The 15,589-nt window shown below is 49.0% G+C and carries 16 protein-coding genes, 1 rRNA gene and 1 riboswitch; of the genes, 5 read left to right on the top strand and 12 right to left on the bottom strand.

The genetic code is table 11. The annotated features are described in order from the left end of the window. Window positions 1-68 precede the first annotated feature (68 nt). From rrf to JNUCC31_RS19265, 4 genes are all read left to right on the top strand, one after another. Window positions 69-185 (top strand): 5S ribosomal RNA (gene rrf / locus JNUCC31_RS19250). 226 nt (window positions 186-411) lie between these two features. Beyond that, on the top strand, window positions 412-1,035 hold the full coding sequence (locus JNUCC31_RS19255) for a deoxynucleoside kinase (RefSeq protein WP_192263436.1): 624 nt from the start codon (window positions 412-414) through the stop codon (window positions 1,033-1,035). Next, window positions 1,032-1,688 (top strand): deoxynucleoside kinase, encoded by a 657-nt coding sequence (locus tag JNUCC31_RS19260; RefSeq protein WP_192263438.1) that lies wholly within the window; start codon window positions 1,032-1,034, stop codon window positions 1,686-1,688. The genes JNUCC31_RS19255 and JNUCC31_RS19260 overlap by 4 nt, the downstream gene beginning before the upstream one ends. 271 nt (window positions 1,689-1,959) lie before the next feature. Beyond that, a complete protein-coding gene (locus tag JNUCC31_RS19265) occupies window positions 1,960-2,442 on the top strand; it encodes a hypothetical protein (protein WP_228469106.1) in 483 nt (160 codons plus the stop codon). Window positions 2,443-2,713: 271 nt separating this feature from the next. On the opposite strand, the gene JNUCC31_RS19270 is transcribed toward JNUCC31_RS19265, so the two are convergent. The 12 genes from JNUCC31_RS19270 to JNUCC31_RS19325 form a co-directional block, all read right to left on the bottom strand. Next, window positions 2,714-3,457 carry a MerR family transcriptional regulator gene (locus tag JNUCC31_RS19270; protein ID WP_192263440.1) on the bottom strand — a complete coding sequence of 248 codons (744 nt, stop codon included), beginning with the start codon at window positions 3,455-3,457 and terminating at the stop codon, window positions 2,714-2,716. 378 nt (window positions 3,458-3,835) lie between these two features. After that, window positions 3,836-4,501: a thiamine phosphate synthase gene (gene thiE, locus JNUCC31_RS19275; protein WP_192263442.1), complete on the bottom strand. Its 666-nt coding sequence runs from the start codon at window positions 4,499-4,501 to the stop codon at window positions 3,836-3,838. Further along, a complete protein-coding gene (gene thiD, locus JNUCC31_RS19280; RefSeq protein WP_192263444.1) occupies window positions 4,501-5,313 on the bottom strand; it encodes a bifunctional hydroxymethylpyrimidine kinase/phosphomethylpyrimidine kinase in 813 nt (270 codons plus the stop codon). Before thiD ends, thiE begins: the two co-directional genes overlap by 1 nt. Continuing rightward, window positions 5,310-6,122 (bottom strand): hydroxyethylthiazole kinase, encoded by an 813-nt coding sequence (thiM, locus tag JNUCC31_RS19285; protein WP_192263446.1) that lies wholly within the window; start codon window positions 6,120-6,122, stop codon window positions 5,310-5,312. The genes thiD and thiM overlap by 4 nt, the downstream gene beginning before the upstream one ends. 313 nt (window positions 6,123-6,435) lie before the next feature. Beyond that, window positions 6,436-7,503, bottom strand: coding sequence for an ABC transporter substrate-binding protein (locus JNUCC31_RS19290; protein WP_192263448.1), 1,068 nt, complete (start codon window positions 7,501-7,503; stop codon window positions 6,436-6,438). 161 nt (window positions 7,504-7,664) lie between these two features. Beyond that, a complete protein-coding gene (locus tag JNUCC31_RS19295) occupies window positions 7,665-8,477 on the bottom strand; it encodes an ABC transporter permease (RefSeq protein ID WP_416234320.1) in 813 nt (270 codons plus the stop codon). Beyond that, window positions 8,464-9,231, bottom strand: a complete 768-nt coding sequence (locus tag JNUCC31_RS19300) for an ABC transporter ATP-binding protein (protein WP_192263450.1) — start codon at window positions 9,229-9,231, stop codon at window positions 8,464-8,466. Before JNUCC31_RS19300 ends, JNUCC31_RS19295 begins: the two co-directional genes overlap by 14 nt. 177 nt (window positions 9,232-9,408) lie before the next feature. Continuing rightward, window positions 9,409-9,511: riboswitch (TPP riboswitch) on the bottom strand. A gap of 116 nt (window positions 9,512-9,627) precedes the next feature. After that, window positions 9,628-10,740, bottom strand: coding sequence for a histidinol-phosphate transaminase (gene hisC / locus JNUCC31_RS19305; protein WP_192263452.1), 1,113 nt, complete (start codon window positions 10,738-10,740; stop codon window positions 9,628-9,630). A 24-nt stretch (window positions 10,741-10,764) separates the two neighbouring features. After that, window positions 10,765-11,541, bottom strand: a complete 777-nt coding sequence (locus JNUCC31_RS19310) for an ATP-binding cassette domain-containing protein (RefSeq protein WP_192263460.1) — start codon at window positions 11,539-11,541, stop codon at window positions 10,765-10,767. Window positions 11,542-11,564: 23 nt separating this feature from the next. Beyond that, entirely contained in the window at window positions 11,565-12,350 is a 786-nt protein-coding gene (locus JNUCC31_RS19315) for an ABC transporter permease subunit (protein ID WP_228469108.1), read from the bottom strand. Between the two features lie 27 nt (window positions 12,351-12,377). Next, entirely contained in the window at window positions 12,378-13,433 is a 1,056-nt protein-coding gene (locus JNUCC31_RS19320) for an ABC transporter substrate-binding protein (protein ID WP_192263464.1), read from the bottom strand. Next, window positions 13,430-14,590 carry an iron-containing alcohol dehydrogenase family protein gene (locus JNUCC31_RS19325; protein WP_192263466.1) on the bottom strand — a complete coding sequence of 387 codons (1,161 nt, stop codon included), beginning with the start codon at window positions 14,588-14,590 and terminating at the stop codon, window positions 13,430-13,432. The genes JNUCC31_RS19320 and JNUCC31_RS19325 overlap by 4 nt, the downstream gene beginning before the upstream one ends. Window positions 14,591-14,876: 286 nt before the next feature. Between JNUCC31_RS19325 and JNUCC31_RS19330 the strand changes: the two genes are divergently transcribed. Then, window positions 14,877-15,569: an aspartate/glutamate racemase family protein gene (locus JNUCC31_RS19330; protein ID WP_192263468.1), complete on the top strand. Its 693-nt coding sequence runs from the start codon at window positions 14,877-14,879 to the stop codon at window positions 15,567-15,569. Window positions 15,570-15,589 lie beyond the last annotated feature (20 nt).

Consider the following 15,589-nt stretch of genomic DNA (forward strand, 5'->3'; position numbering starts at 1 on the left):
TAATCGCAGGTTTCGTTTCGGATCTAGTTTTCAGAGAATAAACTCTGAATGTAAGACTAAGCTAAGCGTTTGGTGGCGATGGCGGAGGGGTTCCACACGTACCCATCCCGAACACGACCGTTAAGCCCTCTAGCGCCGATGGTACTTGGACCGCAGGGTCCTGGGAGAGTAGGACGCCGCCAAGCAATTAAAAGACACGATCATTTAATTCGATCGTGTTTTTTTGTTGTATTTTTAACTTTAGGGAGTTTGTTAAAAATACAATGAACTGCCTTTTGTACGCTTGATTGGAGAGATAAAACTCAGTTTATACATAAAATACTGGCATTCCCATCATCGAAGCTGTGATACAATAGGTGAGGTCTATATAGAAACGGAAACACGATGTGTACGAGGAGGTACTGGAACACGATGAAATCAGCCCCGTTTATTGCCGTGGAAGGTCCGATTGGAGCGGGGAAAACTACGTTGGCTACAATGCTTTCCCAAGAATTGAACCTTCCGCTGGTCAAGGAAATTGTAGAAGAGAATCCCTTTCTGGCTTCCTTCTATCAGGATATAGATGAGTGGAGTTTCCAGCTTGAAATGTTTTTTCTGTGCAACCGGTTTAAGCAACTAGAAGACACAGGCGCGCACTATATTAAACAGAACACACCGGTCATTTCGGACTATCATATCTACAAGAATATGATATTTGCCGAGCGTACCCTGAAAGGGACAAAGCGGGATAAATACCGCCAAATCTATCATCTATTAACGGATGATCTGCCGAAACCCAATCTGGTGCTCTATATCGAGGCTGAACTCGGTACATTGATGCACCGTATCAACAAACGTGGGAGGCCTTTTGAGCAGGATATGGATCCCGCTTATATGGAACAGTTAATTGCAGATTACAAAACAGGCATGGCCTACTTGGCCAGCAGCCCGAACCCGCCAATGATCATTAAGGTGAATGCGGAGCAGCTCGATTTTGTAGAACATCCGGAACATTTTAAACAGATTGTTAATCAGGTAAAGGAGTATATCACATGAACAACTATGGCATTCCGACGAATGCATTAATTACGGTAGCAGGCACCGTTGGGGTGGGAAAATCCACACTGACAGCGGCTCTGGCAGAGCGATTGAATTTTAAGACTTCTCTGGAGCAAGTTGACCACAATCCTTATCTGGAAAAGTTCTATCATGACTTCGAACGTTGGAGTTTCCATTTGCAGATTTACTTCCTGGCCGAGCGCTTCAAGGAACAGAAAAAAATCTTTGAACTGGGCGGTGGATTCGTACAGGATCGTTCCATCTATGAAGATACCGGCATCTTTGCGCAAATGCATGCGGATCAAGGTACAATGTCAGCCACGGATTTCGAGACGTACAGCAGTTTGTTTGAAGCCATGGTGATGACACCGTATTTCCCACATCCGGACGTACTGATCTATCTGGAAGGCAGTCTGCCATCCATTCTAAACCGGATTACCGTTCGTGGACGTGAGATGGAGATCCAGACAGATCGTTCTTACTGGGAACATATGCACGAGCGCTATTCCGTATGGATTAACCAATTTACGGCTTGTCCGGTACTGCGTTTGAACATTGATGAATATGATGTGAATGACCCTGCATCAGTGGATGCGATATTGGCACAGATCGCTACTGTCATTCAACCTTCCAACGCAACACAGCTATAAATGGGAATGCATCTGAGATACACTTTGCATAAGATAATGAAAGCTTATTAATAAATATAAATAGATGTAAAGATGTCCCCTCTGTGCCAGCTTTAAGGCCGCTAGAGGGGATATTTACGTTATTTTGAAACCATAGCATGGCGAACGCCATGTATTTTATATGTCAGAAAAAAAAGTAGAAATTTGTTGAATAAAAGGAGGATTTGTGGTTTCATAGGAAAGGTGAATTCTGGAAAACAAGCATAAGCATGACTCAGGAGGGAAAGACAACGTGGAAGAGAAACAAGGGATCAAGATCGGCATGCCAATCGTTGGTGGATTATTGGCAGCAATTGTAGGAGGCATTGTGTGGGCAGTGATCGCTGCCCTAACGGAGAGGGAGCTTGGGCTCATTGCAATCGTCATTGGGGCGCTTACAGGCTATGCGGTCGTATTGTTCTCGAACAAACGGATCGCAACGGTACATAAAGTCATCGCAGTTATCTTTGCACTTATCGGCATTTTGCTGGGCAAGTACCTGACGGTGGTTTATTTTACATCGGAATTGTTTAGCGATGCGGGCATGATGGATTTGGTGTTCGATGGTGAGATGGTTAGCGCGTTTGTGGATACCTTTACAGACTATTTCAGCGAACCGATTGACCTGTTATTCATCGTATTGGCCATCGTATCAGCATGGCAGATTCCAGGACGGATGGCGAGAACCAGTCTGGCATCGAATGCATCTTCATCTGACCATGCTCCAAGAGCTTAATTGATCCGACTGGAGACGCAGAAGGACTGCGAATGCAGGACTGCAAGCGTGGAAAGAGGAGTACTCAGAGTGGGTGCCCGTAAAAGGCGTGTTCACATTGCGGCTGAGATACGAAAAAAGGGACGTAGCGCCAAGGGCGTACGTCCCTTTTTGAATTAACTGAGCAAGAGCCGCGTCCGAGTGATGTTCAAATCGTGTAAGTAAATGAACACCACCTAATGGCGATGGACATTGGATGATGCAAAATGGGAAGTAAAGCCTAACCGACTGATTAGCTGTTTCGGTCAGCAAACACAGACATGGCATTTCGCATAAAAACAGCTAAACCTTCACCGAATTGGTCAATATTCCGTGTGAAACGTTCGTCATCCACATACATCTGGCCCAGCCCTCTAAAGGCCTCAGGGGAATAGGTTCCCATGTTGTTCAGATAGCTGTACCATTCCAAGATTCCGGCTTGAGCCTCGGCAGAGGTTGGGTCTGTGTGACGAAGTGCTGCTAGGCGGTTGTAGATTTCATTCATTTGATCGGAGAGGGCTTTTTGCTCCGAGGGAGACTTGTTCTGTAATTTTTGGTTAGCCTGATCCACTGCTTGATCTCCCCAACGTTCCCGCGCCTCCTGCTCATACGGGTTATGGCTGAAATTGAATCCTTCGAATTGTTCTTTGGCTGTCATCTTAATTTCTCCTCTCACGTGCTGAACCGATTTATCAATGGTGGCAATCATTTGGTCCAATCGCTGGCGCTTCTCCAATAGAATGCGGCGATGCATATTTAGGGCTTCCTCCCGATCGAAAGAGGGATTGCTTATAATCTCCTTGATATCTTTCAAAGAAAAATCGAGTTCTTTGAAAAATAAAATCTGCTGCAGCATTTCCAGATTGGCATCTGAATACAGTCGATATCCGGCAGAAGTCACTTCGTCCGGTGTTAACAGTCCAATCTCATCATAGTGATGCAGTGTGCGCACACTGATCCCGACAAGTTTGGCTACTTCTTTTACTTTCATGGCCATGATGGAAAACCTCCTTACACCACCGATTGTACAGCGTCACGTTACGTGAGAGTCAACAGGTGAAAATGGGAAAATAAGATACGAGTATGGAAACCGCATCTTGAGAATGGATTGGGTGACTGAATGGCTGTGTGTTTGACTGGATAAATGATGGAGTAAATGTGTAAATTAAATGAATGAAGGAACGAGTGAGAGCTTGGATAATTTCAACAATCAGTTAGCTTAAGGAGAACAGGAGCGCTTTCAATGTTATAGTCTGTTGCACTGTAGGAGGAGGGAGCTTGCCTTCTCAGTTATGGGAGGAGGCAAGGCGCTCTTGTGCAGGCTGCACCCTCCACTGGGTGCAGCCCACGGGCTGGCGGTGCAGGGAGCGCATGGCTACGCCTGCATCCCTTGCACCGCCGCAGCGAACTGCGCAGCCGCTGCGCGCACGTCGGCCGCGCCCGCGATGGCGGAGATGACGGCTACGCCGTCGGCTCCTGCCGCCATCACGGCGGCCGTGGTATCGGGCGTAATGCCGCCGATACCCACCACCGGAACTGCGATGCCTGCGGCGCGCAGTTCCGCCACCCCGGCGGGGCCCAGCACAGCGTGGGCATCCGCTTTGGACCGCGTTGGGTACATGGGCCCGACGCCAAGATAGTCGGCGCCCGCCTGTACCGCACGGCGGGCTTCCTCCACAGCGTGGGCGGATACGCCAAGCATCCGCCCTTCTCCGATGCGGGCGCGTACCAGCGCCGCGTCCGTATCGTCCTGGCCGACATGTACACCGTCGGCCTCCACTGCCACAGCCAGCTCCACATCATCGTTCACGATGAACGGTATACCGTGCTGGCTGCACAGCTCGCGAAGCCGCATCGCAAGCGTGATGCGTGCTTCGCCTATCAGAGCGCCAGTTCCTTTTTCCCGGAACTGGAAGAGCGTTATGCCGCCAGCGATAGCCTGGCGCAGCACCTCTACCGGGTCACGTGTCGTATTCACGCTGCCCATCACCAAATACACCTGCATCGCATGCCGTACTGCTTCTGCATCCAGATGGCACATCACTGCTCACCCCGCAGTCTGCGTTGATACGCAAAATGATTCGTTGGCCCATGCCCGGCCCCAATCCCCAGCACATCTTCGATGGCTGCCTGAATGAATGCACGCGCAGTCGTGACGGCAGCCAGCATAGCTGAGCCCTTCGCCAATTCGGCAGTAATGGCTGCAGAATACGTACATCCCGTTCCATGGGTATGCCGAGTCACCACCCGAACGTTCTCCAGGTAATGAAAAGACTGCCCATCGTAAAGTACGTCGACAATCATGCCACTTCCCTCATCATGACCACCTTTCACCAAAGCATACGTGGAGCCCATCTGCACAATCCGCTTTGCGGCTTCTTCGCGCTGACTCAGATTGGTAATAGACATTCCAGTAAGAAGCTCAGCTTCCGGGATGTTCGGTGTCGTGATCAGGGCATGAGGTAGCAGCTCTGTAATTAGAGCCTGAACGGCCTCCTGTTGTAGCAGAGTAGCGCCGCCTTTGGCAACCATAACCGGATCGATGACCAGATTGGACCAGCTGTATTGCTGCCATTTCTCGGCAACCAGTCGAATAATCTCGGCACTATAGAGCATACCCGTCTTCACTGCTGTAGGTTGAAAATCATCACCGGTCGAATCCAGCTGTTGAGCAATACCTTCATATGAGATAGGGAAGACGCCCTGCACACCGGTTGTATTTTGGGCAGCGATAGCTGTAATTACAGTCATGCCATATACACCAAGCTCCTGAAAGGTCTTTAGATCGGCCTGTATTCCGGCACCGCCGCCATTATCGGAACCTGCAATCGTCAAAGCCTGCGCAATACTCATTGTGCACCTCTATCAATCCGGCGAACCTGTGCCCGCTGCGCGAGAATGTCAGGTGTTACTTGGGCCAGTTGGTTCAGCAATTCGATCTGGAAGCTGCCCGGTCCAAGGTCAGCGGTACGTTCCGCCGCAATCTCTGCTGCAACGCCATAGAAGGCGAGAGCTTCCACAACACTGCTCAGCAAGTCTTCACCCGGTTTTGCTATGGCTGCAAAAGCACCGATTACTGAGCTGAGCAAGCAGCCTGCACCAGTCACTTGGGTGAGCAAGACATGTCCATTACTCGTCAGGAACGTCGTTTGCCCATCCGTAATGACATCCTCGCGTCCGGTAATGACGACCACACAGCCGAGTTTTTGTGCTGCACGTTCCGCTATTCCGATTCGATCTCCCTCACCTTGACCTGCATCCACACCTTTGATGTTCCAACGCTCGCCGATGACATTAGCGACTTCCGCCACATTGCCGCGCAACACCGTGAGGCGAAGCTCACGAACAAGTATCTGAACGGTTTCTGTACGATAGGCGGTTGCGCCAGCGCCAACCGGATCGAGCACCACAGGCACATTATTTGCATTCGCCGATTGACCAGCCAGGCGGATCGCTTCAACTACCCGTTCGTCCAAAGTGCCAATGTTCAATACAACTGCTCCCGAAATTTTGGCGACATCAGCCACTTCTTCATGCGCATAGGCCATAAAGGGAGATGCACCTAGTGCGAGCAAACCGTTGGCCGTAAACGGAGCAACGACAATATTCGTAATGTTATGAACGAGTGGATTTTGTGTACGAACACGTTCCAGATAAGACATATGAGTTCCTCCTTATAAATAAGCAATTTAATCAACAAAAGCAGGCAGGGTTACCCTTATACGCATAAGTTTTCAAGGTTGTTGGGTAGCAGGATTTTCATAAATGATTGAGTTATGAGTTAAAGGTCATTCTCGGATAGCTGCAATGTCCATATAGAAAGACTAGATAAATAATTCATCTACTTAATAAAAAATCCATATATTCTATAGAAATTTTGTACAGTTATTGAATACCGAAGAAACTCATGTGGCAATTTCCAGCATTGAATTTCCTACTTTAAGATTTTCTTTGATCTGATCCAGCAACCGATGTCTACTCGCCCTGCAAGTTGATAAAAGCATCCTCAGCCTTCACGGAACCGGGAATCAATTCACTTTGAACCAGCCATGCACGTACGTTTTTCCAAGAAGAGGCGTCCTGCCCGCCAAACGGCTGACCTTTTTCATTCATCAGTGGCAGTAAAATATTCAGGCTTTTGGTTTCGATCTCCGGGTCAAGTGGAGAAGTTTCGTTCTCATGCGCGAGCAGAATGTTCAGCGCATCCTCGGGGTGCTCTGTCACATATTTCTGTCCTTCCTGCATCGCTTTGATGAACCGGGTAAGCTGATTCTTTTTCAATTCAATACCCGTGTCACTTGCAGTCAGTACCAGCTCATAATAATCAGGTACGCCGTAATCAACGGGATTGATCGATTTCATGGCATGGCCTTCCTTTTCCAGAATCAATTGCTCATGGTTAATAAAACCGCCCATAATGGCATCTGCCTGCCCGGAAGCCAGGGAAGGAATCAGGTCAAATCCCACATCTACCAGATTCATCTTGTCGGGATTACCTCCATCCTGGCTGATCATGGTACGCACCATTGCCTCATACAGAGGAATTGAGGAATAGCCGACCGTCAATCCTTCAAGATCTTTAGGCGACTTCACTTTACCGTCTGCTTCAGTTAATAGATGCACGAGTGGATGCCGAACGACGGCCGCAATGGAACGTACAGGAATGTTTTCCCCGCGCGCAAGCAAAATTTGCGGCTGGTAGCTCAGCGCCAGATCGATTTTTCCGGCAGCAACCAGTTTGAGTGAGTCATTGGTATCGGCAGGCATTTGAACATCAACATCCAGACCTTGATCCGCGAAGTATCCTTTCTCCTGAGCTACATAGATGAAGGAATGCACTGCATTCGGATACCAGTCGAGCATGATGGATAGCTTGTCTTTGGAATCTACTGACGTTTCGGTCACAGATGATTCTGTATCTTTGGTATTGGAAGCTGAATCCGTAGCAGGCGTGTTGGTGCCCGTCTTGCTGCATCCGCTAACGATCAGCAACAGAGCTATGAGCAGGAGAGGGAGCAGGGAATATATATGCTTATTATTCATTACGTAAAGTTCCTCGTTTCTTCCTTGTTATCTGTTATGAAATTCATAAAATTCTACATACCGGTGATTGGAAACCGATGTGCTGCTATGGCCTCCCAGCGGATAGTAAGGGGAAGACGCTAAGTAAGATAAACCTGTCCCGTCAGGTCTACCTCCGAAAGTTATCCAGCCTTTCTTCTACCTGCATGACGTGGTGCAGCGAATCTTCTCTCCATCCATGCAATGAGTACAAACAGGGCGATACCAAGCAGGGATAACAGCACAATAGCGGCGAACATCGCATCCGTGTTCATGTTGCTCGACATTCTGCGACTGAAATAACCGAGACCCTTGCTTCCACCGAGCCATTCCCCGATCGTTGCACCGACCACACAGTACACTACAGACATTTTTAGTCCCGAGAAGAAGGAGGGAAGGGCAAGCGGAATCTGGAGTTTGCGAAAAATATCCCACTTGCTGGCCCCCATCGTCCGCAGCAATTCACGCTGCTCCGGATCACCCTGGCGCAGTCCATCGTAGGTGCTAACTACAATCGGGAAAAATGCGATCAGGAATACCACCGCAACTTTACTCCACAGCGTGTAGCCAAACCACAGGATGAAGACGGGGGACAGGGCAATCAACGGAATCGTCTGACTGATCAAGATGAAGGGATATAACGCTTTTTCAATCGACCGATTCATATACATACCTGTTGCAAGTGCAATTCCGGCACCAATAGACAAGCCAAAACCAACGACAACTTCCATCAAGGTAGCGGGCAGATGTGTAGCCAGCAGAAGGTGGCGATGTTCATACAGCGAACTGGCAATCGCCGTCGGGGCTGGAATGATGAAGGAAGGCACCCATCCCATATGCACAATCCACTCCCAGAGGGCAAGCAGCAAGATCATGAGCAAAAGAAACAGACCATAACGGGCAAGCCAACCTCTTACGCTATGCTTCATGCTATCTCTCAAGTTACCGTCTCGCATGCAATTGTTCCTCCAGTAATCGTCTCATCTGAACGAGAGTCGGTTCGTAGATCATGTCCGAATGTCTTGGACGCGGCAAAGGTACTTCCATATCTTGCAGCTGTTGGCCTTGGCCCACTGGAGTTAACAGGATAATCCGATCACTGAGCAGCAGGGCTTCTTCAATGTCATGCGTGATGAACAACACGGTTTTGCCCAGGCTTTCCCACAGCTCCAGCAGCCACCGATGCATCTCCCGTTTGGTCAGGGCATCGAGTGCGCCGAATGGTTCATCCAGCAGCATGAGCTGGCCGCCTGTCAGCAAAGTACGAAGCAGCGCGACACGCTGGCGCATGCCACCCGACAGCTCGTCCGGGTAAGCATGCGCGTAGCCGGATAAGCCAAATCTGTCGAGCCCAGCGAGAATGTCCGCTCGCATCCTTGCCTTATCCTGCCGCCCTGAAGCAAGTTCGGAGGGGAGCATGCAATTCTCCATGACGGTTCGCCAGGATAACAGGAGGTCCTTTTGTGGCATGTAGGCCACCTGGCCCAGTCGCTTTCCTTCTTGAACCCAAGGAATTTCAATGGTTCCGTGGGTGGGCTCAAGCAAGCCTGCCAGCAGCTTGAAGAGGGTGCTTTTACCGGAGCCGCTGGAGCCGATGATCGAGACGAATTCTCCTCTCGCTACACGCATCGACACATTGGAGAGCACAGGGGAATCCCTTTTTCCCGGGAAAGCATAGCTCATGTTGTGAATGGTGATGTCGTCACCCATTTTCTCGCTTCCTTTCCTCCTCGTTATCAAACAAACAGCAAACTGCGGGATCTCTAATTACACCTTCTGATCTGCCCGCAGAACGCGAAAAAGACCCACCCATTTCCGGAGAAATGAGTGGGTCTGTAAGTTCAATTCACATTAAATTTCATCATCAACATGAAAAAATCCACTTACTGAAAGGCCGCTCCACTTCCCTCCGCTGGTATGATCCAGATCAGGTTCAAAGGGTCCGAATCGTTCGATTCGTCTCAGCCGCAAGGCTCCCCTAGTGTAATGTTCAAGATATGCAGTTGTGTACTCAGCATATATCATAAAGAAGCGGAATGTAAAGAGCCTGATCAGGCAGGTCGTGGTGAGGAAGATAAATGAATGAGGGAAGAAGTCATATACCGACTAGGGAATGAGTGCGCCCAGCTCACGGATCAAACGGGCAATCTGCTCAGGTGTACCAATCGTAATCCGAAGCCAGGTAGGCATGCCGAATTCGGCACCGCCGCGAACAGAGATGCCTCGGTTCAACAATTCTCTGGTAATGGGGCCACTGTCCTGTAACAGATCCACCATGATGAAATTCGTTTCGGAAGGGATGTAGGGTAATTTCCACTGATCAAAGGATTGCATTAACGTTTCCCGTCCCTGACGATTGTAGTGCAGGCAATGAGAGACAAATTCATGATCATCCAGGCTGGCCGAAGCAGCGGCTTGGGATGTGGCTGTCAGACTGATGGGCAGCTTGACCCGGTTAATGCCTTCAATGATGCTTTCATTCCCGATGCCATATCCGATTCGCAGGCCGGCCAGCCCATATATTTTGGAGAAGGTCCGCAGAATAATCAGATTATTGTACTGTTCCAGCAGCTTAACCGTATCCGGATAATCTTCGCTTTCCGCGAATTCATAATACGCTTCGTCCAGGACAACCACGACATGGGAGGGAACATGTTCAAGTAAACCAAGCAGGGCATCTGCCGTGAAAATGGTTCCGGTCGGATTATTCGGATTGCACAGCCAGATGATTCGGGTTGAAGCATTGATCCGTTGCCGGAATTGCTCCAGGTCCAGCGAATGGTTGACCAAAGGCACTTCATGAATAACACCGCCTGCCAGCAGGGTAGCGCCTTTATACCAGTTAAAGGAGGGCACCGGAATGAGTGATTCCTCGCCGGGATTAAGATAAGCTTGGGCGGTAAGGGTCAGTAGCTCGAACGATCCACTGCCAAATACCAGTTGGGAGGTACGCACACCCAGCCGCTCCGCAAGTTTGTCACGCAACAGTTGGCTGGAACCGTCGGGGTATTGTGCCAAAAGATCGGAGCCCAGGGATCGGACTGCTTCCGCAGCCAAGGGAGAAGAGCCAAACGGATTCTCGTTCGCTGCGAGTCGATCGACACTTTCCAGTCCCAACTCCCGCCGAATCTGTTCCATGGATTTGGCAGGTGTATAGGCTGGAATTTGATTTAACAGGTCTTTGACAGGAGGAGAGGGAATGGGTGAAAGGGATTGCATGATCATACCTTCTTTCCAGTGGAATTAGATCGAGAATGATATCTGTTTCTGGGCAATCTGCTGTGCTGTTTCTTGTGGAGGAGTCAACAACCGATTAAGAATCAGGTTTTCAAAATGAGCAAACCCGCTGTCCCGAACGCGTGGCCGCTCCAGCGTAATTCGGGTATCCATCGTTATATGACCATCCTCGATTAACAGTACCCTGTCAGCAAGTGCAACCGCCTCGCTGACATCATGAGTGACCAAAATGACGGTCAGCCCTTCTTCTACCCACAAACGTTCGATTAATTGCTGCATCTCAATCCGGGTTAAAGCATCCAATGCACCCAGCGGTTCATCCAGCAGCAGTAAGCGAGGATGACTGGCGAGTGCGCGTGCCAGAGCGACACGTTGTTTTTGCCCGCCCGATAATACTCCCGGCCAGTCGCCTTCACGCTCTCCGAGTCCTACATTGCGAAGCGACTGGCGTGCATCTTCCTTGTTCTTGTCGGGGATGCCCAACCGTACATTGTCGAGCACGGATTTCCAAGGCAGCAGCCGGGCCTCCTGAAACAGAAACCTTGTCTCGGGTGCGGTACTGCCAAGCTTTCTATTGCCCAGCATAACGTTACCTGAAGAGGGGGCTTCCAGCCCGGCGATCAGACGCAGCAACGTACTTTTGCCACAACCGCTTCGTCCAACGATGGCTACAAATTCCCCTTGTCTCACACTGACGTTGATGTCGGATAGAATCGTGCGCTGATCATACGATTTCTGAACCCCATCCACTTGCAGAAAAGGACTGATCTGACTTGTGCTCATGAATAAATTCACGCTCCTTCACATTACTTGCGGGATAGAGCCGGGTTCCAGCGCAGCCAGCGCCGTTCCAGCCATTTGGCGATGGTGTCAGACAGCTTGCCCAGCAGGGCATAGAGCAGAATGCTTAAGACAATCACGTCCATCTGCATGAATTCCCTTGCGTTCATCGCCATATATCCAATCCCCGCATCCGCTGCAACCGTCTCGGCTACGATAAGTGTTAGCCACATGATGCCAAGTGCGTACCGAATACCCACCAGAATGGAAGGCAGCGCACCAGGCAGGATAATGTCCTTATAAAGGGACCAACGGCTGAGGCCATACACTTTGCCCATTTCAATCAGACCGGGATCGACCGACCGTATGCCGTGGAACGTATTCAGATATACCGGAAAGAATACGCCCAGGGAAACGAGAAATAATTTGGCTTCTTCACCGATCCCGAACCACACAATAACGAGGGGGATCAAGGACAGATGCGGAATGTTACGGATCATCTGGACCGAGGAGTCGGCGATCTTTTCCGCAAGAGAGGAAATGCCATTCAGTACACCCAGCAGGAAACCCAGACCTCCCCCGATGACGAAACCTCCCAAAGCCCGCCTGGCGCTGATACTTATATTGTTCAGCAACTCACCGTTACGAAGCAGACGAAAGAAGGCCTCCAGTACCTGAGCGGGACGGGGCAAAATATTGGCTGCAACGACTCCAGACGCAGTGAGCCATTGCCACAGAGCCAGAATGAGCAGTGGTACAACAAAAGGAAGACATTGGTTAAACCATGCCCGGTTAAAAGTGTTAGAACGCACGTTATACATACCTCCTTGCTTCGTTCGTTATTGGCTACCAGGAGCTGGAAGCTGATCACTAAGAGCGTCGCTCCAGAATTGGCTCACGTCTACTGCCTGCTCAAAAATACCCGCTTGCTGAAACGTATCCGCTACGTCCTGTTCGGACTGGATGGCCTCGTCGGATATTGAAACAATGCGTGAGGACCGTTGTGCTTCTCCATCGGTGTAGGTTTTAAGCGCTTGTTCCACAGGCTGGTGGGTGTTGTCTGCTGTAATTTGAGCCCATTCATCCTTATTTGCCCGCGCCCAATCATTGAATTTGTTGATTCGCTCCAGATAATCGGCAAGGGCCTTTTTCTGTTCATCATTCGCAATAGCTTGATCGGAAGCGGCTACAAGGAAGCTGCCTGACAGGATATCTTTGGCGCTGGCGAGCGTCGTTGCTTCATTCTGATGTGCGGAGATGATGGCATTGCCGTAACTCGCAAGGGCATCCACTTTCCCGCTGATCAGGGCGCTGAGTCCATCGGCTGTTGTAAGTTCAACCGGACTGATGTCACTCCAGGTTAATCCGGCTTCCTCCAGCATTTTGAGCAGGAAATAGTGGGCCGTTGTATTTTTTACAAATGCAACTTTCTTGCCTTTCAGATCGGCAACCGATTTGATCGTTGAACCTTTGGGAACAACGACCTCCTGATTTAAGGTACTGCCTTGTTGTACCGCAATAATTTTGAAGCTTCCACCGTTGGCAGCCTGAGAAGCAAAAATGGGCGGGATTTCACTGGTTACACCGAAGTCCAGTTGGTTTGCAGCCATCGCTTCAAGGATCAGGTTTCCTCCCTGGAATACGTTATAAGTGACTTTATAGGGGGTGTCATCGAGTCCGGCGGCTTTTAGCCCCCATTCGAGATTGCCCCATCCGGTCTGACCAACCCGTATGGTAACGTCACTATTCGAAGCAGCTGATGCCGCTGTCGGTGTTGTGCCTGTACCTGTAGCCTGATGATCAGCTCCTGTAGAGCAGCCGGATACAATGAGCAAGAGAAGTGCGCTCACAAGAGCGGTTAAAGGTAGGGAGTAACGGCGATTTCGACGAATCATAGGGAAGAAACCTCCTTGGTCTGTGAAATGCTCTCACTGGAAATACCGGACTCACTTAATTTGCTGGATGCAATAAACGCTCGGCCGATACGGTCTGCCTGAAGAATGGCTTCGGTTACCTGCGCTGTGCTAACTCCGAAGGACAGATGAGCCGCACTGCCTTCCCGCAGCTGTAGTCCTGCTGCAATGCGCGCAGCAGCTTCCTGGGGTTGTTGTTGTATGCCGAGTTGGGCAAGAGTGATCGGCAGATTCAGCTTATGTAAAAGAGTGGTCAGCTCATGAAGCTCATCCCCTGCTTTGCCTTCAAGAATCCACTGGGTGAAGAGTCCGAAGGCTACCTTTTCTCCATGTAGCAATGCGTGTGTTTCGGGTAATTTGGTCAGGCTATCATGCAGCCCATGAGCAATCGCAGCATGAAGTGATCCATCGCTAATGCTGCCTACAAGGCCTGCGAGCACAATAATGGCATCAGCAACATCACGGAATTGAGGTGTACTACCGGTCGTGTCGGGGGATTCATAGACATCGATGGCATGCGCTTCAAGAATATCGAGTGCAAGCTTGGCAGTGCTGACACTGTTTCGGAGAGTGAGGCTGGTCGCATTGCCACTCAGATTAACGGCGAACTCATGCCATTTTACGAGCGTGTCACCGATCCCTGCAGCCAAATATCGCCTCGGTGCACTTGCGAGAATATGAGCATCTGCCAGAACGAGATCCGGCGAGCGGCGCAGGGGGCGATAACCTGCAGATTGCCCTTGATCATCATAGAGCACGGTTAAAGCAGACCAGGCAGCACAGGTTGCGGCGATAGTTGGGACTGTTACGATCGGCAGCCCGGATTGTTCGGCAACCGCTTTGGACAGATCGAGTACTTTACCGCCCCCGACGCCGATGATCAGATCAACGTCCAGATCGAAGGCTTGCTGGGTGAACGCATCAATCTGACCTGTCGTAACTTCCCCACGAAATAGCTGCACATGGAACTTGACCTGATGCTCTTCCAGTGAAGGCAGAAGGTTGGGCTGTACAGTTTTCAACGCAGACTCACCAGCGATGATGAGAACATGCTGCCCAAGCTGTGCTATACGCGATCCGCTTTGCTCAAGAATGTTAGCCTCGTGTACATATACTGCGGGTGCTTTAACCGTAATCATGGATACACTCCCTTTATAACTTATTATTCTTACGTTTTAACTTGGTTTTTAAATTGTTTAGATTCTAGCATTGTGATCCTGCAACCACAATAACCTGAACAATCAATACATCCTATACTTCGATTGAAAGAATCTATAGGTGACAATAGAAAGGGGAAAAGAGAAACATCGACTCTCTACTCCTCTTACTGAGGCAGGTTTATTTAATAAGAAAGATACGGTAAAATGTCTATTAACTTTCTATATGTTGTTTTCGGAATATATCAAATGAAAAGGGGGAGTGTTTATGAAAACGATTGGCCTTATTGGTGGAATGAGCTGGGAATCATCGTTAGAATATTATCGAATTATTAACGAAGAAGTGAAAATTAAATTGGGAGGATTGCATTCAGCCAAGTGCATTTTATATAGCGTGAATTTCGAAGAAATCGAGCGCTATCAAGCTGAAGGTGATTGGGAAAGTGCTGGTAAATTATTAGGGAATGCAGCTCAGTCTTTGGAGAAGGCAGGAGCTGATATGATTGTAATTTGTACAAATACGATGCATAAAGTGATTAATCATATTGAAGAAAAAGTCAGCTTACCCGTTGTACACATTGCTGATTCAACAGCAAACCAGATTCATAAGTCCAAAATAAGTACGGTTGGTTTACTTGGCACCAAATATACGATGGAACAAGATTTTTATAAAACACGTATTGAGCATAACGACATTAAGGTTTTGATACCGAATGAAGAGGATAGAAAAGTTATCAATAAAATAATATATGAGGAATTATGTTTAGGGAAAATTGAACCCTTATCAAGGGATTATTATAAAAAGGTGATCAAGAGGTTAGTTGATAATGGAGCTGAAGGAATAATATTAGGTTGTACAGAAATTGGATTATTAGTTAAACCGGAGGATTCAGAAGTGCCCTTATTTGATACAACACGTATACATGCCATTGAATCTGTTCATTTGGCATTAGAAAAATAATTTTGACATATCCCGATAAA

The organism is Paenibacillus sp. JNUCC-31 (assembly GCF_014844075.1).
Classification (GTDB): domain Bacteria; phylum Bacillota; class Bacilli; order Paenibacillales; family Paenibacillaceae; genus Paenibacillus.

Bases quoted from the DNA above. Each gene is read 5' to 3' on its own strand.
- JNUCC31_RS19255 (WP_192263436.1), top strand. From the start codon at position 412: ATGAAATCAGCCCCGTTTATTGCCGTGGAAGGTCCGATTGGAGCGGGG.
- JNUCC31_RS19260 (WP_192263438.1), top strand. From the start codon at position 1,032: ATGAACAACTATGGCATTCCGACGAATGCATTAATTACGGTAGCAGGC.
- JNUCC31_RS19270 (WP_192263440.1), bottom strand. From the start codon at position 3,457: ATGGCCATGAAAGTAAAAGAAGTAGCCAAACTTGTCGGGATCAGTGTG.
- thiE (WP_192263442.1), bottom strand. From the start codon at position 4,501: ATGTGCCATCTGGATGCAGAAGCAGTACGGCATGCGATGCAGGTGTAT.
- thiD (WP_192263444.1), bottom strand. From the start codon at position 5,313: ATGAGTATTGCGCAGGCTTTGACGATTGCAGGTTCCGATAATGGCGGC.
- thiM (WP_192263446.1), bottom strand. From the start codon at position 6,122: ATGTCTTATCTGGAACGTGTTCGTACACAAAATCCACTCGTTCATAAC.
- JNUCC31_RS19290 (WP_192263448.1), bottom strand. From the start codon at position 7,503: ATGAATAATAAGCATATATATTCCCTGCTCCCTCTCCTGCTCATAGCT.
- JNUCC31_RS19295 (WP_416234320.1), bottom strand. From the start codon at position 8,477: ATGCGAGACGGTAACTTGAGAGATAGCATGAAGCATAGCGTAAGAGGT.
- JNUCC31_RS19300 (WP_192263450.1), bottom strand. From the start codon at position 9,231: ATGGGTGACGACATCACCATTCACAACATGAGCTATGCTTTCCCGGGA.
- hisC (WP_192263452.1), bottom strand. From the start codon at position 10,740: ATGCAATCCCTTTCACCCATTCCCTCTCCTCCTGTCAAAGACCTGTTA.
- JNUCC31_RS19310 (WP_192263460.1), bottom strand. From the start codon at position 11,541: ATGAGCACAAGTCAGATCAGTCCTTTTCTGCAAGTGGATGGGGTTCAG.
- JNUCC31_RS19320 (WP_192263464.1), bottom strand. From the start codon at position 13,433: ATGATTCGTCGAAATCGCCGTTACTCCCTACCTTTAACCGCTCTTGTG.
- JNUCC31_RS19325 (WP_192263466.1), bottom strand. From the start codon at position 14,590: ATGATTACGGTTAAAGCACCCGCAGTATATGTACACGAGGCTAACATT.
- JNUCC31_RS19330 (WP_192263468.1), top strand. From the start codon at position 14,877: ATGAAAACGATTGGCCTTATTGGTGGAATGAGCTGGGAATCATCGTTA.